The organism is Burkholderia cenocepacia (genome assembly GCF_900446215.1).
GTDB classification, from domain to species: Bacteria; Pseudomonadota; Gammaproteobacteria; order Burkholderiales; family Burkholderiaceae; genus Burkholderia; species Burkholderia cenocepacia.
In genome coordinates, this window is record NZ_UAQZ01000012.1 from 476,547 (window position 1) to 496,000 (window position 19,454).

Annotated in this window: 12 protein-coding genes and 6 pseudogenes; 10 read left to right on the forward strand and 8 right to left on the reverse strand. The window is 63.6% G+C overall.

Annotated features, from left to right (window positions below; genetic code table 11):
- Positions 1-197: 197 nt before the first annotated feature.
- Both purM and DTA15_RS19585 read left to right on the forward strand, forming a co-directional pair.
- Positions 198-1,253, forward strand: a complete 1,056-nt coding sequence (gene purM / locus DTA15_RS19580) for a phosphoribosylformylglycinamidine cyclo-ligase (protein ID WP_006484927.1) — start codon at positions 198-200, stop codon at positions 1,251-1,253.
- A gap of 111 nt (positions 1,254-1,364) precedes the next feature.
- Positions 1,365-1,760, forward strand: a complete 396-nt coding sequence (locus DTA15_RS19585) for a YybH family protein (RefSeq protein WP_006485000.1) — start codon at positions 1,365-1,367, stop codon at positions 1,758-1,760.
- Between the two features lie 22 nt (positions 1,761-1,782).
- Here DTA15_RS19585 and tet read toward each other — a convergent pair.
- Positions 1,783-2,975, reverse strand: a pseudogene (gene tet, locus DTA15_RS19590) (Tet(A)/Tet(B)/Tet(C) family tetracycline efflux MFS transporter).
- A gap of 63 nt (positions 2,976-3,038) precedes the next feature.
- Here tet and tetR point away from each other — a divergent pair.
- Positions 3,039-3,671, forward strand: a complete 633-nt coding sequence (gene tetR, locus DTA15_RS19595; protein WP_006484987.1) for a tetracycline resistance transcriptional repressor TetR — start codon at positions 3,039-3,041, stop codon at positions 3,669-3,671.
- Between the two features lie 5 nt (positions 3,672-3,676).
- On the opposite strand, the gene miaA is transcribed toward tetR, so the two are convergent.
- Positions 3,677-4,657: a tRNA (adenosine(37)-N6)-dimethylallyltransferase MiaA gene (gene miaA / locus DTA15_RS19600; protein WP_006484937.1), complete on the reverse strand. Its 981-nt coding sequence runs from the start codon at positions 4,655-4,657 to the stop codon at positions 3,677-3,679.
- The gene (mutL, locus tag DTA15_RS19605; RefSeq protein WP_006484994.1) at positions 4,654-6,651 is read right to left on the reverse strand and encodes a DNA mismatch repair endonuclease MutL; all 1,998 of its coding nucleotides are present in this window, start codon (positions 6,649-6,651) and stop codon (positions 4,654-4,656) included. The genes miaA and mutL overlap by 4 nt, the downstream gene beginning before the upstream one ends.
- A gap of 173 nt (positions 6,652-6,824) precedes the next feature.
- Between mutL and DTA15_RS19610 the strand changes: the two genes are divergently transcribed.
- The gene (locus DTA15_RS19610; protein WP_006484968.1) at positions 6,825-7,508 is read left to right on the forward strand and encodes a DedA family protein; all 684 of its coding nucleotides are present in this window, start codon (positions 6,825-6,827) and stop codon (positions 7,506-7,508) included.
- Between the two features lie 92 nt (positions 7,509-7,600).
- Positions 7,601-8,691 (forward strand): annotated as a pseudogene (locus tag DTA15_RS19615) (IS3-like element ISBcen16 family transposase); the annotation flags it as partial.
- Between the two features lie 7 nt (positions 8,692-8,698).
- Here the strand turns inward: DTA15_RS19615 and DTA15_RS19620 are convergent.
- A pseudogene (locus DTA15_RS19620) lies at positions 8,699-8,992 on the reverse strand (IS30 family transposase); the annotation flags it as partial.
- Positions 8,993-9,051: 59 nt separating this feature from the next.
- On the opposite strand from DTA15_RS19620, the pseudogene DTA15_RS19625 reads away from it, so the two are divergent.
- From DTA15_RS19625 to DTA15_RS19645, 4 genes and pseudogenes are all read left to right on the forward strand, one after another.
- A pseudogene (locus tag DTA15_RS19625) lies at positions 9,052-10,031 on the forward strand (IS3-like element ISBcen17 family transposase); the annotation flags it as partial.
- Between the two features lie 57 nt (positions 10,032-10,088).
- On the forward strand, positions 10,089-11,363 hold the full coding sequence (locus DTA15_RS19630; RefSeq protein ID WP_370448167.1) for an IS256-like element ISBcen18 family transposase: 1,275 nt from the start codon (positions 10,089-10,091) through the stop codon (positions 11,361-11,363).
- 44 nt (positions 11,364-11,407) lie between these two features.
- Positions 11,408-11,614 (forward strand): annotated as a pseudogene (locus tag DTA15_RS19635) (IS3 family transposase); the annotation flags it as partial.
- A gap of 193 nt (positions 11,615-11,807) precedes the next feature.
- A pseudogene (locus tag DTA15_RS19645) lies at positions 11,808-12,080 on the forward strand (IS3 family transposase); the annotation flags it as partial.
- A gap of 64 nt (positions 12,081-12,144) precedes the next feature.
- Here the strand turns inward: DTA15_RS19645 and DTA15_RS19650 are convergent.
- From DTA15_RS19650 to DTA15_RS19665, 4 genes are all read right to left on the reverse strand, one after another.
- Entirely contained in the window at positions 12,145-12,957 is an 813-nt protein-coding gene (locus DTA15_RS19650; protein ID WP_006484969.1) for a mechanosensitive ion channel family protein, read from the reverse strand.
- A gap of 198 nt (positions 12,958-13,155) precedes the next feature.
- Positions 13,156-14,583, reverse strand: a complete 1,428-nt coding sequence (locus DTA15_RS19655; protein ID WP_006484949.1) for a mannose-1-phosphate guanylyltransferase/mannose-6-phosphate isomerase — start codon at positions 14,581-14,583, stop codon at positions 13,156-13,158.
- 461 nt (positions 14,584-15,044) lie between these two features.
- Positions 15,045-16,973 (reverse strand): capsular polysaccharide export protein, LipB/KpsS family, encoded by a 1,929-nt coding sequence (locus tag DTA15_RS19660; protein ID WP_006484940.1) that lies wholly within the window; start codon positions 16,971-16,973, stop codon positions 15,045-15,047.
- The gene (locus tag DTA15_RS19665) at positions 16,970-18,121 is read right to left on the reverse strand and encodes a glycosyltransferase family 4 protein (RefSeq protein ID WP_006484962.1); all 1,152 of its coding nucleotides are present in this window, start codon (positions 18,119-18,121) and stop codon (positions 16,970-16,972) included. Before DTA15_RS19665 ends, DTA15_RS19660 begins: the two co-directional genes overlap by 4 nt.
- 154 nt (positions 18,122-18,275) lie before the next feature.
- Here DTA15_RS19665 and DTA15_RS19670 point away from each other — a divergent pair, with 154 nt between their 5' ends.
- Entirely contained in the window at positions 18,276-19,448 is a 1,173-nt protein-coding gene (locus tag DTA15_RS19670; protein WP_006484977.1) for a polysaccharide biosynthesis/export family protein, read from the forward strand.
- Positions 19,449-19,454: the final 6 nt, after the last annotated feature.

Consider the following 19,454-nt stretch of genomic DNA (forward strand, 5'->3'; position numbering starts at 1 on the left):
GCCGGGGCTTGTATCCTCACGGGCTTCACGCGCGGCCGCACGCACGGCGCCACGCCGGTTTCGGCGCGGTTCGCTCGGCGATGAAAACGGGGACGTGTTGACCAAGATGCAATCCCTGACGATTCGGTGCTGGGAATTCCGGCCAACGGGCCGGCTTCGGGTAAAATCGCATTTTACCGACCTTCTCGCATTCCCCCATGAATCCTCCGAAATCCGCTCCCGACGCTCAGGGTCTGTCCTATCGCGACGCAGGTGTCGACATCGACGCGGGCGACGCACTCATCGACAAGATCAAGCCTTTTGCGAAGAAAACCCTGCGCGACGGCGTGCTCGGCGGCATCGGCGGGTTCGGCGCGCTGTTCGAAGTGCCGAAGAAGTACAAGGAGCCCGTGCTCGTGTCGGGCACCGACGGCGTGGGCACCAAGCTCAAGCTGGCGTTTCATCTGAACAAACACGACACCGTCGGCCAGGATCTCGTCGCGATGAGCGTGAACGACATCCTCGTGCAGGGCGCCGAGCCGCTGTTCTTCCTCGACTACTTCGCGTGCGGCAAGCTCGACGTCGATACCGCGGCAACGGTCGTCAAGGGCATCGCGCAGGGTTGCGAACTGTCGGGCTGCGCGCTGATCGGCGGTGAAACGGCCGAAATGCCGGGCATGTACCCGGACGGCGAATACGACCTGGCCGGCTTCGCGGTCGGCGCGGTCGAGAAGAGCAAGATCATCGACGGCAGCACGATCGCCGAAGGCGACGTGGTGCTGGGCCTCGCATCGAGCGGCATCCACTCGAACGGCTTCTCGCTCGTGCGCAAGATCATCGAGCGCGCGAACCCCGACCTGTCGGCCGATTTCCACGGCCGCTCGCTGGCCGACGCGCTGATGGCGCCGACCCGCATCTACGTGAAGCCGCTGCTCGCGCTGATGCAGAAGCTGTCGGTGAAGGGCATGGCGCACATCACGGGCGGCGGTCTCGTCGAGAACATCCCGCGCGTGCTGCGCGAAGGCCTCACCGCCGAGCTCGACCAGAACGCATGGCCGCTGCCGCCGCTGTTCAAGTGGCTGCAGGAGCACGGCGGCGTCGCCGATGCGGAAATGCACCGCGTGTTCAACTGCGGCATCGGCATGGCCGTGATCGTTTCGGCGGCCGATGCCGACGCAGCGATCGCCGACCTGACCGCCGCCGGCGAACAGGTGTGGAAGATCGGCACCGTGCGTGCGACCCGCGAAGGTGAGGCGCAGACGGTCGTGGTCTGACGCACTGCCTGCAGTAGATGCAGCACGGAAAACCGCCCGGAGTCGATCCGGGCGGTTTTTTTTCGGGCGCCGCGTGGCGTACGGGCGCGCGCCGACGAAGGAGGGACGACGATGACCGAAGACGAACACGCGATCCGCGAGCTCGTGGACAACTGGTTCGTGTCGAGCCGGCGCGGCGATCTGGCGACGGTGCTCGACCTGATCGCCGACGACGCGATCTTCATGGTGGCCGGCAAGCCGCCGTTCGACAAGGCGGCGTTCGCGGCCGCGTCGCGCGACGCGAACGCCGGGGGCGGCAACGCGCCGAAGATCGACGGCCGTTACCGGATCGACGAGCTGCGCGTGCTGGGCGACTGGGCGTACATGCGCAATTTCATCGAGATCGAGGCGACCCCGCCGGGCGGCGAGACGATCCGCCGGTCGGGCCATACGCTGACGATCGTCCGCAAGGCCGACGGCCGCTGGCAGCTCGTGCGCGACGCGAATCTGGTGACGCTCGCGCAGTGAGCGCGACGGTGCGCGCCAACGCTCATGCCGACGGCCGTGCCGCGCCCGCCGGCCGGGCACCGGCCAGCAACGGCGGGACGAGCAGATAAAGCAGCGCGGCCGCGGCCCAGACGAGCCCCGGCCACGTCGCGCGTGTCGCCGCATAGGTCGCGGTGACGACCAGCGGCCCCGCGACGCCGATCAGGCTGGCCACGCTCGCGAGCGCGCCTTGCAGTTCACCCTGGCGCGCATCGTCGACCTGCCGCGCCAGCATTGCCTGCAGGGCCGGCAACGTCTGCCGCCTGCCGCGAACAGCGGCAGCAGCGCGAACGGCACCCACGCGGCGGTCGCGAACGCGATCGCCACGAGCCCGAGCGCGTCGCCCGCGAGGCCCAGTGCAAGCGCGCGGCGCTCGCCGAGCCGCGCGATCAGCGGCCCGATCGCGAATGCCTGCGCGAGTGCGTGACACGCGCCGTAGCCCGCCAGCGACAGCCCCGCGATCGGCGTCGACCAGCCGAAATGCTCCTGGCCGTACAGGATCCACAGTGTTGCGGGCGCCTGCGACACCAGCGCCACGATCACGTAAATGCCGATCAGCGGTGCGAGCGCGGGCGCGCCGGTCAGCCGGCGCAGGCTGGCGAACGGATTGAGCGCGCCAACTGCATGGCCTTCGCGGGCCGAAGGCGCCCGTGATTCCGGCAACGCACGCCAGCCCAGCACGAGATTGAGCGCGTTGAGCACGGCGGCCGCGACGAACGGTGCACGCAGGTGCAGCGCGCCGAGCAGGCCGCCGATCAGCGGGCCCGCGATGAAGCCGATGCCCATCATCGCGCCGAGCTGGCCGAAGCGTCGTGCGCGATCGGGTTCGGCGGTGACGTCGGTGACGTAGGCAGTCGCGACCGCGACGTTCGCGCCGGTGATGCCTGCGATCAGCCGCCCCATGTAAAGCCACGCGAGGGTCGGCGCGAGCGCCATCAGCAGGTAGTCGAGCGCAGCGCCCGCGAGCGACGCGAGCAGGACGGGCCGGCGGCCAAAGCGGTCGCTCAGCGCGCCGAGCAGCGGGGCGCACAGGAACTGCGCGAACGCGTACAGCGCGAGCAGGATCCCGTAGTGGGTATCGGTGCTGCCCGCGTCGGCGAGCGAGCGCAGCAGCCCCGGCAGGATCGGCATCACGATCCCGACGCCGATCGCGTCGAGCAGGACCGTGGTCAGGATGGCAATCAGGGACGGATTCAAGAGCGTGACTCTATCGGTGATAGAGTGGCAATTATTCCACAGCTTTCCCTATCGGTGATAGAGATGAAGGACACAGGAGCGCGGCTGACGCGCGACATGGTATTGCGCGCGGCGCTCGAGCTGCTCGACGAAGTCGGCATCGACGGGCTGTCGACGCGGAAGCTCGCCGAGCGGCTCGGCGTGCAGTCGCCGACGCTTTACTGGCATTTCAGGAACAAGGGCGAACTGCTCGATGCGATGGCCGAGGCGATCATGCTCGAGCGTCACGATGCGTCGCTGCCGCGGCCGGGCGAAGCGTGGGATGCGTGGCTTTTGGACAACGCGCGCAGTTTCCGTCGTGCGCTGCTGGCCTATCGCGACGACGCGCGCCTGCATGCCGGGACGCGGCCGCGCGCGCTGCATTTCGGCTCGATCGAACGCAAGGTCGCGCTGCTCTGCGACGCGGGTTTCGCGCCGGACGACGCGGTCGACGTGATGTATGCGCTGGGTCGCTTCGTGGTTGGATGGGTGCTGGAAGAGCAGGCGGAAGCGGACGGCGACGCCGATGCGCCGCTGCCGGACGCGGCCGAGTATCCGCTACTCGCGAAGGGCTGGGCCGCGCTGCGCGCGCGCGGCGGCGATGAAGCGTTCGAGCGTGGTGTGGCCTTGATCGTCGACGGCGCCCGCGCGCATCTGGCAGCGCGAGCGCGCGGCTGACGCGGTCAGCCCGGCGTGCGGCCGTCGAGCACGCGTTCGAGCGCGTCGAGTGCGCGGGCCGTCGAGTCCGGCGCGATGCAGTCGACGACGATCCGCTCCGGCATCGCGCGCAGCCAGGTGATCTGGCGCTTGCAGAGCTGGCGCGTCGCGAAGATGCCCTTGTCGCGCATCGTCCGGTAGTCGGTATCGCCGTCGAGGAATTCCCACGCCTGCCGGTAGCCGACGCAGCGCATCGACGGCAGGTCGGGATGGAGATCCTCGCGACGGCGCAGCCGCTCGACTTCGTCGATGAAGCCTGCGTCGAGCATCGCATCGAAGCGCTGTGCGATCCGTTTGTGCAATACCGCGCGATCCGACGGTTCGAGCGCGACCGGCACGAAGCGGTAAGCCGCAGCCGCATCGTCCGTGCGACGCGGTGCGGCGAGCAGCACCGACATCGGCTGCCCGCTCAGCATGAACACTTCGAGCGCACGCTGGATCCGCTGCGAATCGTTCGGTGCGAGCCGCGCGGCCGTGTCGGGGTCGACTTGCGCGAGCCGCGCGTGCAGCGCGGGCCAGCCATCGCGCTCGGCTTCGGCATCGAGCGTCGCGCGCACGTCCGGATCGGCGCCCGGCAGGTCATTGAGCCCCTGCGTCAGCGCCTTGTAGTACAGCATCGTGCCGCCCGCGAGCAGCGGCGTGCGGCCGCGCGCGGCGATCTCGCCGATCAGGCGCAGCGTGTCCGCGCGGAAACTCGCGGCCGAATACGCATCGGCCGGATCGATGATGTCGATCAGGTGATGCGGCACGCTCGCGCGCTCGTCGCGCGAAGGCTTCGCGGTGCCGATATCCATGTCGCGGTAGACGAGCGCCGAATCGACGCTGACGATCTCGATCGGGCGACGCGCGGCGAGCGCCAGCGCCGCGGCCGTCTTGCCCGATGCGGTGGGGCCGAGCAGGCAGGCGATCGTCGTCGGGCTGGGGGTGGCGTGCGGTACCGCGCTCATTGTCCGCGCATGAAGAGGCGGTCGAGATCGTTCAGCGTGAGCTGATACCACGTCGGCCGGCCGTGATTGCATTGGTCCGCGCGTTCGGTCGCTTCCATCTGCCGCAGCAGCGCGTTCATCTCGTCGAGCGTCAGGCGCCGGTTCGCGCGCACCGCGTGGTGGCACGCGAGCGTGCCGAGCAGTTCGTGCTGACGCTCGGTGAGCACGCGCGAGCCGCCGAACGCGTGCAGGTCGGCGAGCACCGCGCGCGCGAGCGACTGCAGGTCGGCATCCTTCAGCAGCGCCGGGACCGCGCGGATCGCGAGCGTCGTCGGTGACAGCACCGCCAGGTCGAAGCCGAGCGATTCGAGCGTGTCGCGTTCTTCCTCGACCGTGCCGATCTCGACCGGCGTGGCCGTCATCGAGATCGGCAGCAGCAGCGCCTGCACGGCGACCGAGCGGTCGGCGAGCGCGTTCTTGAACTGTTCGTACAGGATCCGCTCGTGCGCCGCGTGCATGTCAACGATAACCAGGCCGTGTGCATTCTGCGCGAGCACGTAGATGCCGTGGATCTGACCCAGCGCGAAGCCGAGCGGCTGCTCGTCGTGCGTGGTCGTTGCGATCGGCGACGCGGTGAAGCCCGACAGCGGTGCGATTGGCGCGTCGGCCGAATCGCGTGCGAGGGTCGTCGTGCCGTCCGGCGTGCCCGCGCCGGTGTCCTTGCGGCCGAACAGCGCGTCATAGAGCGCGAGCGGCTGCGCGACGGGCAGCGTGCCCTGGGTCATCCGCGCCTGGCGCATCCACGTGTTGCCCGACGACGAGGACGAGGACGACGACGGCGATGAGAAGCCGCTACCGCCGCTGCCGGTTGCGTGGCCTTGGCTCTGGCCGAGCGGTGTGTCCAGGAACGAAGCGGGCCCGCGCGGTACCGGTGAGAGTTGCGCGGCATGGCCGCCCGCGGTGGTTTCCGGCGACGCGCCCGCGTGGCGCGCCAGCGCGCGCTGAACCGCATGGAACACGTACTGGTGGATCGAACGCGAATCGCGGAAGCGAACTTCGATCTTCGACGGGTGCACGTTCACGTCGACGGCTTCGGGCGGCAGATCGAGGAACAGCACATACGACGGGTAGCGGTCGCCGTGCAGCACGTCCTCGTAGGCCGCGCGTACCGCGTGCGTCAGCAGCTTGTCGCGTACGAAGCGGCCGTTGACGAAGAAGTATTGCTGGTCGGCGCGACCGCGGCTTGCGGTCGGCAGGCCGGCGCAGCCGTAGACCGCGAGCGGGCCGGCCTGCTCGTCGAGCGGCAGGTGCGCGGTCGCGAAGCTGTCGCCGAGGATCTTCGCGACGCGCTGCGCCGGCTCGGTCGCATTCCAGTGCTCGACCGCCTTGCCGTTGTGCAGCACCGAGATCGCGACGTCCGGCCGCGCGAGCGCCGCGCGGCGGATCATTTCCAGGCAGTGGCCGAACTCGGTCTGCTCGCTCTTCAGGAACTTGCGCCGCGCGGGCGTGTTGAAGTACAGCTCGCGCACCTCGATCGTCGTGCCGGTCGCGCCGGCGGCGGGCGACAGCACGCCCGTCTGCGCGTCGATCTTCATCGCATGCGCGGCATCGGCCGTCCGGCTCGTGATCGACATCTCGGCGACCGACGCGATCGACGCGAGCGCTTCGCCGCGGAACCCGAGCGTCGCGACCGCTTCGAGCTCCTCGAGCGAGCGGATCTTGCTGGTGGCATGGCGCATCAGCGCGAGCGCCAGCTCGTCGGGCGGGATCCCGCAGCCATCGTCGGTGATCGAGATGCGCTTGACGCCGCCTTCTTCCAGCACGATGCGCAGTGTGCTGGCGCCGGCGTCCATCGCGTTCTCGAGCAGCTCCTTGACGACCGACGCCGGGCGTTCGACGACCTCGCCGGCGGCGATCTGGCTGATCAGCTGGTCGGGCAGAGGCTGGATTGCGCGCAGCGGGCGCGGAGCAGGGGCGGGCGCGGCGCCCGCGGCCGTTTCGGTGATATCGGACATGGCCGAATTATAGCGAGGCGGCGAATGCGTGCCGGGGCGACCGGCGGTTACGTTTTTTCACGGAGCCTTAAGGTAGTTTCTGTATCATGGGTCCGTAACACGCCCGGCCTTGACCGGCGGGCGCTTCAGCCTTTTTCGGCCGTTCCGGCCCTATCGCCTTCGAGGAATCGCATTTGGATACGCTGCTTCATTTCGTCAACCTTGTCCTGCATATCGACGCCTTCCTCGGCGACTTCATCCGGCAGTACGGCGCGTGGGTCTATCTCGTGCTGTTCCTGATCGTGTTCTGCGAGACGGGGCTCGTCGTGTTCCCGTTCCTGCCCGGCGATTCGCTGCTGTTCATCGGCGGCGCGTTCGCGGCGACGGGCGAGATGAATGTCGGCCTGCTGATCGTGCTGCTGCTCGTCGCGGCGATTTCCGGCAACACGGTCAATTACATGATCGGCCGCTGGATCGGCCCGAAGGTGTTCAATACGCATATCCCGGTGCTCGAGCGCTTCCTCGATCGCGCCGCGCTGCAGAAGACCCATTCGTTCTACGACAAGCACGGCGGCAAGACGATCGTGCTCGCACGCTTCATTCCGGTCGTGCGGACGTTCGCGCCGTTCGTGGCGGGGGCGTCGTCGATGAGCGCCGCGCGTTTCCAGCTTTTCAACGTGATCGGTGCGCTGGTGTGGGTGCTGCTGCTCGTGCTGCTCGGCTATTTCTTCGGCAACATCCCGTTCATCCGCCAGTACCTGAACGTGATCGTGCTGGTCGGGATCGGAGCGGCGGTCGTGCCGGTTGCGCTTGGCGCGGTGTGGAAGCTGGTGCGCGGGAAGCAGTCGGATAATGTGCCGAAGGCGGGTGGGCGTTGAGCGGGAGCTTTGCTTCAGTCAATAAAAAAGCGTGGCGGGTGTGAACTGCACCCCAAAAGTTGGACACCGATCCAATCTTTGGGGTGTTTTTCATGACGAAGTACGACGAGCAATTCAAGCAACAGGTGGTCAGCGCATATTTGCGTGGCGATAGTGGTTTTGACGCACTGGCAGCCCGTCACGGCATCCATTCCGGAATGTTGCAGCGTTGGGTTGCGGCGTATCGCGCGCATGGCCGTGCGGGACTGCAGAGCAAATACAGTAGTTACGACGCACCATTCAAGCTGCGGGTGTTGCAGCACATGCAGCGCGATGAGTTGTCGCTGCGTGAAGTCTCGGCGCTGTATGACATTCGTGATGCGGGTAGTGTGGCCCGTTGGGCGTGTCTGTATGATGAAGGCGGTATAAACGCTTTGACGCCCCGGCCGCGAGGGCGCTCCCGACAGATGGTCACATCACCTCCACCCAAACCCACCGAAGCCGGCACACCGGATGAACGCTCGCGCGAGGAATTGCTCAAGGAAAACGAGTATCTGCGTGCGGAGGTGGCGTACCTAAAAAAGCTCGATGCGCTGCTGGCCAAGAAGCAGGCAGCGCAAAAGAAAAAACGCAAATAGTGCGCGAGCTCAGACAGCATCATCCGGTAGCAGCACTTCTGAAGGTGGCCGGTTTGGCGCGCAGCACGTTCTATTACCAGCTCGGGACGCTGAATGCCGACGATCGTCACGCTGATCTGAAGGCAAAGATCCGGACGGTGTTCGACCATCACAAGGGACGCTACGGCTATCGACGCGTCACGGCCGCGATTCGGCAAGCCGGGCATCTCGTCAACCACAAGGCCGTGCAGCGGCTGATGCAGCAGTTGCAACTGAAGTCCTTGGTGCGCCCGAAGAAATACCGTTCCTGGCAAGGTGAGGTCGGTCAGGCCGCGCCCAACCTGCTGCAACGTCAGTTCAGTGCCACGCAGGCCAACCAGAAGTGGGTGACGGATGTGACGGAATTCAACGTCGGCGGGCAGAAGCTGTATCTGTCGCCGGTGATGGATCTATACAACGGCGAGATCGTGGCTTACCAGATGGATCAACGTCCAACCTTCAAGTTGGTCAGCGACATGCTGAAGAAGGCGCTAGCCAAGCTGCGAGGCAAGGACAAACCGTTATTGCATTCGGATCAAGGCTGGCAAGGCGCATTCAACCGGTCGTCGCAACACTCGATTGTTGATCAGATTTTAGATATTCGTTCAGAGCTTCTGCCGGCGTCTTCCACCCGAGCGCCTTTCGAGGCCTTGTGTTCAGTGTATGTGCAACGGCTTGGATCTCTCGTGCACTCCATCGGGATAGGTCTGTACCCTTCGGAAAGTATTGTCGCAATAGGCCGTTCGTATTCTCATTCGTGCCACGTTGCCATGGACTATGTGGGTCGGCGAAAAATACCTGTACACCGGACTCGATAGTGAAGCGAGCATGATCGGACTGAGCTTCCCCTGAAATTTCGCCTTCCAATAGGTCGTGTGTAAACTCGACGGAAAGGAAGGAAATCAGGCATGTTCAAGGTACCGAAACAGTCGTACACGGCAGAGTTCAAGTTGGCCGCCGTACGGCGGGTCAAGGATGGCCAGAGAGTGGCCGTGGTGGCCCGCGAGTTGGGCATTTCTGAGCAGACGCTTCGCAACTGGGTGAAGAGCGAAGCGTCGGGCAAGCTCAACGGCGCCGGAGCGAAGCCGGTCACGCCGGAGCAGATGGAACTGTCGCGTCTGCGAGCGGAGAACAAGCGCCTGCAGATGGAGCTTGAGATCGCAAAAAAAGCGGCAGCATACTTCGCGAAGGACCTGCTGTGAGGTATGCCTGGATCGACCGGCAGGTCGGGCAATATCCGCTGTCGTCGTTGTGCTACGTGCTGTCGGTTAGCGTGAACGGTTATCGCGCGTGGAAGCGCGGCGGTAGACCGGGTCGAACGCGATTGACGGACACGCAATTGCTGACGCTGATCCGGACGGTGCACGCCGAGGCCAAGGGTGCATACGGCTCGCCACGCATGACCAAGGAAATTCGTGAGCGCGGCTTTCCAGCCAGCAAGGAGCGCGTGGAACGGCTGATGCGTGAGAACGGCATCCGGGCCCGGCACAAGCGCCGTTACCGAGCGACGACCGATTCGAAGCACAAGCTGCCGGTTGCGCCGAATCTGTTGAATCGCGAGTTCACGCCCGCCGAGCCGAATCAGGTGTTCAGCTCGGACATCACGTACATCTGGACCGACGAGGGTTGGCTGTACTTGGCCGTGGTGCTTGACCTGTTCAACCGGGAGGTGGTTGGCTGGTCGATCAGGCCGCGCATGACGGCGGATCTCGTGACGGACGCGCTGACGATGGCTTGGTTCCGCCGCCGACCCGCGCCGGGCGCACTGTGCCACTCGGATCGGGGCAGCCAGTACGCGAGTCACGAGTTCCAGCGCAAACTGGCCAGCTACGGTATGCGCTGTTCGATGAGCCGCAAGGGAAATTGTTGGGATAACGCCCCGACGGAAAGGGCCTATCCGTGATTTCGTGGGCGGGGCATATCATGAGGTGTAAAGGTCATGGATATGCCAATGAAGAAGAAAAGGCAAACTGTAGCGCGTCAGGCAGCGGCCCGCGGGCCGCTGCCTGAACTGCCCAAGGAACTGCTGGACCAACTGGTCAAGGGGCCGATGACGCCGACCGAGGTCCAGGATTTGATGCTGGCGTTCAACAAAGCAGTCATCGAACGCGCAATGGGTGCCGAGATGAATCTGCATCTGGGCTACCCGTCGGGCCAGTCTAAGCCGGCCGGGCAAGCCAACGAGCGCAACGGCGCCAGCGGCAAGACCGTCATCACCGATCGGGGCCCGGTTCGGGTCGAAGTCCCCCGCGATCGCGACGGCAGCTTCGAACCGATCCTGATTCCAAAGCATGAGCGCCGCTTCACCGGCTTCGACGAACGCATCATCGCGATGTACGCCCGCGGCATGAGCGTGCGCGAGATTCAGGCCTTTCTGGCTGAGAGCTACGGCACCGAGGTATCTCCCGACTTCATCAGTTCGGTCACCGACGAGGTGATGGCCGAGGCGCTGAGCTGGCAGAGCCGCCCGCTTGAGACGATGTATCCGGTCGTGTTCTTCGATGCACTGCGGGTCAAGATCCGCGACGACGGCGTGGTCAGCAACAAGGCTGTCTATCTGGCCTTGGGCATTCAGGCCGACGGCCAGCGCGATGTGCTGGGCCTTTGGATCGAGCAGACCGAGGGCGCCAAGTTCTGGCTCAAGGTGTTCAACGAACTGAAGACGCGCGGCTGTCAGGACATCCTGATCGCCGTGGTGGACGGATTGAAGGGGCTGACCGAGGCCATCAGCGCGGCCTATCCGCGGACCACCGTTCAGACCTGCATCGTGCATCTGATCCGCAACAGTCTGGAGTACGCCAGCTACAAGGACCGTAAGGTGCTCGCCGCCGCGCTGCGCCCGATCTACGCGGCTGCCAGCGAAGAGGCGGCACGGCAGGCGCTGCAAGACTTCGCCGACGGGCCTTGGGGCGTGAAGTATCCAACGATCGTGCAGTCGTGGCAACGCGCGTGGGAGCACGTCGTGCCGTTCTACGTGTTTCCGCCGGAGATTCGACGGGTCGTTTATACGACAAACGCCATCGAGAGTCTGAACATGCAACTGCGCAAGATCATCAAGACCCGTGGTCACTTCCCGAACGACGAGGCGGCAATCAAGCTGCTCTGGCTGGCGCTGCGCAACGTACTGGCCAAGACCGTGCGGTCCGCGTTCGACTGGAAATCAGCAATGAACCAGTTTGCTATCCTGTTCGGCGAGCGATTTATGCAGGCGCGTGGATAACGTGCTGTTCAACCGCCTCGCCCACAAAAATGCGGACAGGTTCGACGGAAAGCTTCTTCAACAGTTTGAAGAACGAGCGGGTCCACGCCACGCGCTATCGGACGCATCAGGACGCGAAGGCCGATCTGTTCGAATACATCGAAGTGTTTTACAACCGCAGTCGTCGCCATTCGTCTCTCGGCCTCGTTTCTCCGGAGCAGTTCCTTCGGGACTGGATCAAAGCTCAGCAGACCAAGGATGCGGCTGCATAACTCGGGACCGTTGGAAGGCGAAAAACCGAGGGAACCTCAGTTCCCAAAACCTACGCTCGATCTCATTCCGAAGCGATGGGGCACCCGGCGAAGGCATCGCTTCTCGCCCCGTCAGTTGATATCCCCGTCCCGCCGTTCGCTTCATGCAACACCTCTTCGATTAAAGGTGTTGCGACGACCGGTTGAATGCGCCCAATACCGGATGCCGGCGTATCGCCGGCAACTGGAGGAGCGCAAGCTGACCCAGAGCATGTCGCGCAAGGGCAACTGTCTCGACAATGCCGCGATGGAAAGCTTCTTCGGTACGCTCAAGTCCGAGTGCTACAAGGGTCATCGTTTCACTTGCGTGAGCCATTTACGCGACACGCTCGACCACTACATCCACTACTACAACCACGAACGCATCAAGCTCAAATTGAAAGGGCTGAGTCCCGTGCAATACAGGACTCAGCCCTTGGGCGCTTAGCGGTTAACCGTCCAACTTTGCGGGGTCAGTTCAGTGCCACGCTTTTTTTCGTCCGGTACCGCCGTCATGCGCTTCGATGCAGGAGCGGCGTTTCGGGCGTCGGGTATTGCGCGTCGCGGAACGTCTCGAGGATCACGCGGTTGGTGTCGCAGTACACCTGCCAGTAGTTCTCGGGCGCCGTGGACGGGCGCACGAACAGCAGCGGGCCTTCCGGCGTGAACTGCAGCACGCCGACGTCCGGCGCCGGGGTGCTCAGCACGTTCGGGATCTGCTGGATCGACGTCTTCAGGCGGTTGATCGCGTCGACCGCATCGACGCCGTTCGCGATCTTCGCGGTCAGGTCGACGCGACGGTACGACGTTGCGCTGTAGTTCGCGATGTTGTCCGAGAAGATCTTGTTGTTGCCGACGATCGTCACGATGTTGTCGGCGGTGACGATCGTCGTGCCGAACAGACCGAGCTCCTTCACCGTGCCCGTGACGCCGCCTGCGCTGATCACGTCGCCGATCTTGAACGGGCGCAGCACCTGCATGAACACGCCTGCGGCGAAGTGCGCGAGCAGGCCGCCCCAGGCCGTGCCGATCGCGAGGCCGAGGCCGGCGAGCAGGGCAGCGAACGAGGTGGTCTGAACGCCGAAGATCTGCAGGATCGCGAGGATCAGCAGGATCGTCAGCAGCACGCCGACGACGGAGGTCAGGTAGTCGGTCAGTGTCGGGTCGACCTTGCCGCTGCGGCGCACGACCTTGCCGAGCAGGCGCGTGGCGATGCGGATCGCCCAGCGACCGACGAACCACAATACGATCGCGGCGAGGAGGTTGAGGCCGAAGTCGAGACCGCGGGTCATCAGGAATTGCTGGGCTGTGGCGAGATCGATCATGCGTTCTCCGAAGTCAGGGGTAGAAAGGGCGGCGCATGCACCGGATGGGTGGCGCTTTTATAACCTGACCTGGGAGGGGCGGGCAACCGGGCTGACATTGGTTGACGTAATGAGAAATGGGCAGGACGCGTGTGCGTGCTGCCCATCTGGTGCTTCGGATCGGCGCCGGTTACGGCGCGTGACCGGAAATTGCCGTGTTTACTTCGCTGCGCGACCGTACGTGTCTTCGAAGCGGACGATGTCGTCTTCGCCAAGATATGCGCCCGACTGGACTTCGATCAGTTCGAGCGGGATCTTGCCCGGATTCGTCAGCCGATGGGTCGCGCCGAGCGGAATGTAGGTCGACTGGTTTTCGGTCAGCATGATTTCCTTGTCGCCGTTCGTGACCATTGCGGTGCCCTTCACGACGATCCAGTGCTCGGCGCGATGGTGGTGCATCTGCAGGCTCAACTGCGCGCCGGGGTTCACGATGATGCGCTTGACCTGGAAGCGGTCACCCTGGTCGATACCCTCGTAGGAGCCCCACGGGCGGACAACGCGACGATGCGTAACCGATTCGTGACGACCGGACGCATTCAGCCACTCGACGATTTTCTTGACGTCCTGCGCTTTGTCGCGATGCGCGACCAGCACGGCGTCGGCGGTTTCCACGATGACGATGTCGTCGAGGCCGATAGCGGCAACCATCCGGTGTTCCGCGCGGATGTACGAGTTCTTCACCGCGTCGGTAAAGATGTCGCCGATGAGCGCATTGCCCTGCTCGTCGGCGTCAGCAATTTCCGCAAGCGCGCTCCACGAGCCGATATCGTTCCAGCCTAGGTCCGCTGCCGCGACAACTGCGGCGCGTTCGGTCTTTTCCATGACCGCATAGTCGATCGAGACGTTGGGGCAGGCTGCGAACACGTCCGCGTCCAGACGGACAAAGTCGTTGTCTCGCTTGGCGGATTCGAATGCGAGTTCCGCCTGACGGGCGATCTCCGGCGCATGGCGATGCAATTCCTCCATGTACGTGGACGCCTTCAGCATGAACATGCCGCTGTTCCAGTAGTAATTGCCGTCGCTGAGGAAGCGCTCGGCCGTCGGCGCGTCGGGCTTTTCGACAAACGCGTCGACCTTGTAAACCTGCTTGCCGTCGGCGACGGCCGGGCCGCGGCGGATATAGCCGAAGCCGGTGTGCGCTTCCGTCGGCGTGATGCCGAACGTGACGAGGCGCTGATCTGCTGCGATGGCGGCTGCCTCACCGGCTGCAGCGATGAATGCCTGCTCGTTGAGGATGACGTGGTCCGACGGCAGCACCAGCAGCAGCGCGTTGGGCGATTCGCGCATGGCGAGCAGCGCCGCGATCGCGATGGCGGGCGCGGTGTTGCGGCCGACCGGTTCGAGCACGATCGACGATGGCGTGATGTTGACCTGACGAAGTTGTTCCGCGACCAGGAAGCGTTGTTCGTTGTTGGTGACGACGATGGGCGCCGCCGCACTGGGAATGTGCTGAAGGCGGATTGCCGTCTGCTGGACGAGCGTCTGGTCGCCCGTCAGCTTCAGGTATTGTTTCGGATAGCCGCCGCGTGACATGGGCCACAGGCGGGTGCCACTGCCGCCACACAGGATTACCGGATAAATGTTCATAGAGAGATGTCAGGCAGTGCAAGATCGAACAATTGATTCGCATTCTGCCACGCCGGGCTGTGCGAACGCTTTGTGGGCATCGTATTTTTACGTAATTTTTCCTTCAAATCCTTCATTCTCGTGACCGCAGTGTGACGTTGAAGCAAATACACAAGCTTTCAACGAAACAATATTTTCCATGTGCGGGCCGCTTGCTTTCATGCTGGCCCAAGTGATTTGTCATTTCGGCAAGGTGCCTGAATGCAATGGTGCCTTTGCAGCGGCTACGGACTTACCTGGAAAATCCAGTGGCATGTCCAGCCTTTAGTGGCCGACCGCCCGGGGCATGCCAGTGTACGGCCCGACGGTGTTCAGCCGGGATTTCTCGATGATCGACTGACCCATCCAGGTAGTATTTTCCGGAAGGCACGAACAATGAGTTTTTCAGTATCCGAGTCCCCTTCGGTTCAACGTCGATTGGTCTACTTGCCATGAACCGAGCGAAATGTGCGTTGTGGCGTCGTGTCCGGTTGCGTTCGCAATTCAAAACTTTTCCGACATTGCCATGCGAGGTACCACAGGCCGTTTCTGCTCCAGCGGATGGCTTTACGCAACAGCCGCAGGCGGTCGCCTTCTATTTTTTCCAGAGGCCGGGACGCTGTACTTGCAAGCTGCCGCACGATTGCCTCCGGCGTGGTGAATAGTCGGAGCGACCAGTCCCAGTAAAGCGGATACCGGAGCAGTACCCCGGCCGTCAGCATGTCAAGCGTCAGCTCGCGGTCGCGCCACGGTTGCTCGAGCGCATCGTGTGTCAACCCCCAGCCGGAATAGAAAGGAAGTCCATACGTATGGACGCGCTTTCCGCGAATCAGGGCCTCAAAGCCGGATAGTGACGAGAGCGTATGCACTTCGTCGGCGATCTCGATAAGGGAAATGAGGTCGGAGTCGCGATCGACGGCATTGGCGAGCGACGCCGCGTCGATCAGGCCGCGTCGATTGCCCGAGAGGACATCGGGATGCGGCTTATAGACGATGAACGCGTCCGGGCAGCGCTGGCGTACTTCGTGCAGCAGATCCTCGGCAGTCGCGATGTGCTGCGTGCCAAGGCGGACAGCCGCGTCGTCGGCGACCTGGCCGGGCACCAGCACGATGCGCTGGTCGCGCGGGGCGCTCCACGTGGGGCGGCGACGACCGAGGTTGTATTTGGTGACGCCCAGGTTGGCGATATCGTGACGCAGCTGGCGCGCGCGGGACAGTTCGGCGTCGGTGAAGTGCGCGGTGTTGAGGATGGCGGTCAGCTCGCTCGGACGGGTCGCGTCGAAGTAGATGCCGCGCCGGTCGATGATCTGGCTGCACGGCGCAATGTGATCGGAGCCGAGGCCTGTCGAGTGAAAAAATCCGTCTTCGAGTCGGATCATGGGCGTGTCTTTCGGCAGCCCGGTTGCGCTACGTCCGCCCCATACAACCGCGTGTTCATCCTTGCGCGTTTGCTCCGGCTTGTCGATCCAGCGCAGGGAGGCGCCACCGGCTGTCAGGTATGGCGTGGCGTAGGGGCGCTTCCACCATTGGAAACGGATGCCGGCGAGGCGAGGGAAGTCGGCGAGGCGCAGTATCGCCGCACGATGAGCTTCGATCGTGGCGAGAAGCGCGTCGAGCGTGCCTGGATCGCGCGTGACCGGATCGACGTGGCGCGCGAGGCGCAGGAATACGGTGGCGAAGAGGGTGTCCAGCGACGCCTGCGTGTTTCTCGCCGGTTGGGGGACATGGTCGTGAGTCAGGCCCCACCCCGCGTAGTACGGGGTTCCGAACACATGCAACGGAATGCCGTGAAGCAAGGCCTGCAGGCCTTCCCCGGCGGAAACCGTGTAGACGTGATCGAAGTATGCGATGGATGCGCAAAGGGATCCGTTTGCGTCGAGTTGCCGAAGCGTCTTTGCCGGCAGGGAAACATGCGAAGAGAGGTATTCGCCAACGCGTCGGACGCCGTTACGGGCGAGCCAGATTTCCGAGTCGGGATGTTCGCGATGAACGGCGTCGACCATATCGGTGAACTGCCTGATTCGCCCGGGTTTCGAGCGGCTCAAGCTGTCCGGCAGCGGCTCGTCGATCAGGAGCACTCGCGTGGTACCGGTGCGTTCGAGCAGATCGGGGTGAGCGCGCGGCGCAAGGTTGGGCGGATCGAACACGCACGCATCGCGGAAGCGCTCCATCAACGCGCGTACATCCTGAGGGGCGTGAAGTGTGCGGCCTTCGGCCAGCGCGGCGTCGATGCAGGCGATCCAGGCCTGCGGAGTTCGCTCGGCAAGCGGCGCGGCGAACCACGACAAATCGGGACCGGCGCGACGAGGCATGATGCCGTTCGACCAGAGATGCAGGTGCGAGCTGGCGGGGCCGAAGGGGGCGACGCTCATTGAGAAAACGTTTCCAGAAATCGATCCACCTGCTCGAAATGCTGATGCCACGTCGGTGCCTGGAAGTGAGCGATACGAGTCAGTTGAGCGGTGCGCTCGGCACTGTCGCTTTGCGAATAGGCGCGAATCCGTGCAATCCAGCCGGGACCGTCGAGCGGGTCCAGATAATCCGGGATGTCGTCCGCGATCTCGTGAAATACGCCGAGATCGCTGGCCAATACCGGAACGCCCAACGTAAGCGCCTCGACAAGCGGCATGCCGTAACCCTCGACGAACGAAGGGAAGAGCAGCGCACGCGCGTGTTGCAACCAGGCGCGCAGACGGGTGTCGCTGCAACTCGATTCTTCGATGACGACACTTTTGATCGCGTCGCAGCGCTCGAGCATGTCCACGACGTTCTCGCATTCCCAGCCGCGGCGCCCGATGACGACGAGCTTGGGTGCACGTTCACCGAGCGTTTCGACGAGGCGGCGCCAAACATGCAGCATGAACCAGTGATTCTTGCGTGGTTCGATCGTACCGAGCATCACGAAGTACGGCTCATCGAGCGGAGGCGGCGCGTTGTCGCGGGAGGTAATGCCTGGTGCGAGCCGGGCCACGACGCTGGGGGGCAGTGGAAGAGCGGCGCGATTGGCCTCGGTCTCGAGCGCGTCCAGCGTGTCCTGGGAGTTTGCGATCAGGCCGTCGGCGTGACGTAGTGCAGTATGGATACGTTGGCGATGCGCCGAGTCGATGCCGGGGCGGCAGTATTCTGCGTGAGTGAGCGGGATCAGGTCATGCACCATGAAGACCGACCGGATATTGCGCTGTCGCATTGCACGGTGGTAGCGGAGGCGCTCCATGCCACTGTGACTCGTATGCAACAGAACCGCATCGTCGAATCGCTCGCGGCGCGGCGCCAGGAGGCCACGCATGACGAGCGTTCGAATCGTGGTGCGGGTGGGGGTCGGACCGAGCAGCAGATCGAAAGCTCGTTCAGAGTCTGCTCGGGAGAGCACTTTCGAATAGCCGAGTTCACTCAAAATCGCGCGGGCACGAGGTCGATAATGCTCAACATATGCGAGGCCGACGCGATCGACGCCAGTTGGCAACAAGCCGTCTGCAAGGCGCGACAGCAATCTGGAAATATCAAGGCAGATATTCAACACGGCGGAGTGTAATGTCTTTGTGAGCGACCTGATTGCAGGCCGGGCCGTTCGAATCCCGCCATTCTACGAATTCTGACTAGGAAACGCAAAATTAATCTACCTCGTGAGACAATCCGGGTCGCTATTTGAATGACGAGAACGGACCTCCAAAAATATGTCTAGTGTATATCGCAGTGCGTGGGCGACGCTTATTGCCGGTGGTGTGATAGGACTAAGCGCCTGTTCGAGTATCCCGACTTCGGGGCCGAGCCGCTCGCAGATCAGCGATGCCGGTGCGCAGAATAGTCCTCAGGGAATCCAGATCGTTGACTTGACGGAGCAAGTCGCTCGCCGGCTCTACGCTGAACGTAGCAACGCAGATTTTGCGTCGGTATTGGGTGACGATACGTCATTTCAGCAGCAACTTGGCGTGGGTGACGTCGTTGAGGTGTCGATCTGGGAGGCGCCGCCGGCGACCCTGTTCGGGGGCAGCACGGCTGACATGGCCACCGGGAGCGTGCCGACCGGTGCGCGCGTGACCAAGCTGCCGGTTCAGGTCATCGATGGTGATGGGAACATCAACATACCGTTCGTCGGAGCGGTTAAGGCGCGAGGTCGTTCGCCGAGCGAATTGCAGGCCTATATCGCCGGTCGTCTGAAACCGATTGCGCACGACCCTCAAGTTCTGGTTCAACTGGCTCGCAACGAAACATCCTATGTCACGGTTGTGGGGGATGTGGTCAGCAGTACCCGTATGCAGCTCAGCGCGCGACGGGAGCGGGTCCTTGATGCGCTTGCATCTGCGGGCGGCGCCAAGCAACCTGTCGACAAGGTGTTGATCCAGGTCACGCGCGGTCAGGCGGTGGCGTCGGAGCCCTTGCAGTCGATCATCCGCAATCCCCGCCAGAACGTGCATCTCCGCGCCGGGGATGTCGTGACTGCGCTCTACGAGCCTTACAGTCTCACGGCCTTTGGGGCAACCGGCAAGAACGCGGAAATCAACTTTGAGGGTCAGGGCATAACCCTGGCGCAGGCGATGGCGCGGGCGGGAGGCTTGCAAGATTCTCGTGCCGACGTCCAGGGTGTATTCGTTTTCCGGCTGGAGGATCAGCGGGCGCTCAACTGGCCGACCGAGCCGGTTCGGACGACTGTTGACGGAAAGGTTCCTGTCATTTATCGCGTTAACTTGAAGGATCCGAATTCCTTCTTTGTGGCGCAAAGCTTCATGATGAACAACAAGGATCTTCTCTACGTCTCGAATGCACCGATCACGGAGCTTCAAAAAGTACTGAATCTGGTGTTCTCTGTCGCGTATCCGATTGTGTCCGGCGTTCAGACGTTCAAGTAAGCAGGT

Bases quoted from the DNA above. Each gene is read 5' to 3' on its own strand.
- DTA15_RS19650 (WP_006484969.1), bottom strand. From the start codon at position 12,957: ATGATCGATCTCGCCACAGCCCAGCAATTCCTGATGACCCGCGGTCTC.
- DTA15_RS19585 (WP_006485000.1), top strand. From the start codon at position 1,365: ATGACCGAAGACGAACACGCGATCCGCGAGCTCGTGGACAACTGGTTC.
- DTA15_RS19630 (WP_370448167.1), top strand. From the start codon at position 10,089: ATGCCAATGAAGAAGAAAAGGCAAACTGTAGCGCGTCAGGCAGCGGCC.
- DTA15_RS19670 (WP_006484977.1), top strand. From the start codon at position 18,276: ATGTCTAGTGTATATCGCAGTGCGTGGGCGACGCTTATTGCCGGTGGT.
- tetR (WP_006484987.1), top strand. From the start codon at position 3,039: ATGAAGGACACAGGAGCGCGGCTGACGCGCGACATGGTATTGCGCGCG.
- purM (WP_006484927.1), top strand. From the start codon at position 198: ATGAATCCTCCGAAATCCGCTCCCGACGCTCAGGGTCTGTCCTATCGC.
- miaA (WP_006484937.1), bottom strand. From the start codon at position 4,657: ATGAGCGCGGTACCGCACGCCACCCCCAGCCCGACGACGATCGCCTGC.
- mutL (WP_006484994.1), bottom strand. From the start codon at position 6,651: ATGTCCGATATCACCGAAACGGCCGCGGGCGCCGCGCCCGCCCCTGCT.
- DTA15_RS19660 (WP_006484940.1), bottom strand. From the start codon at position 16,973: ATGAGCGTCGCCCCCTTCGGCCCCGCCAGCTCGCACCTGCATCTCTGG.
- DTA15_RS19655 (WP_006484949.1), bottom strand. From the start codon at position 14,583: ATGAACATTTATCCGGTAATCCTGTGTGGCGGCAGTGGCACCCGCCTG.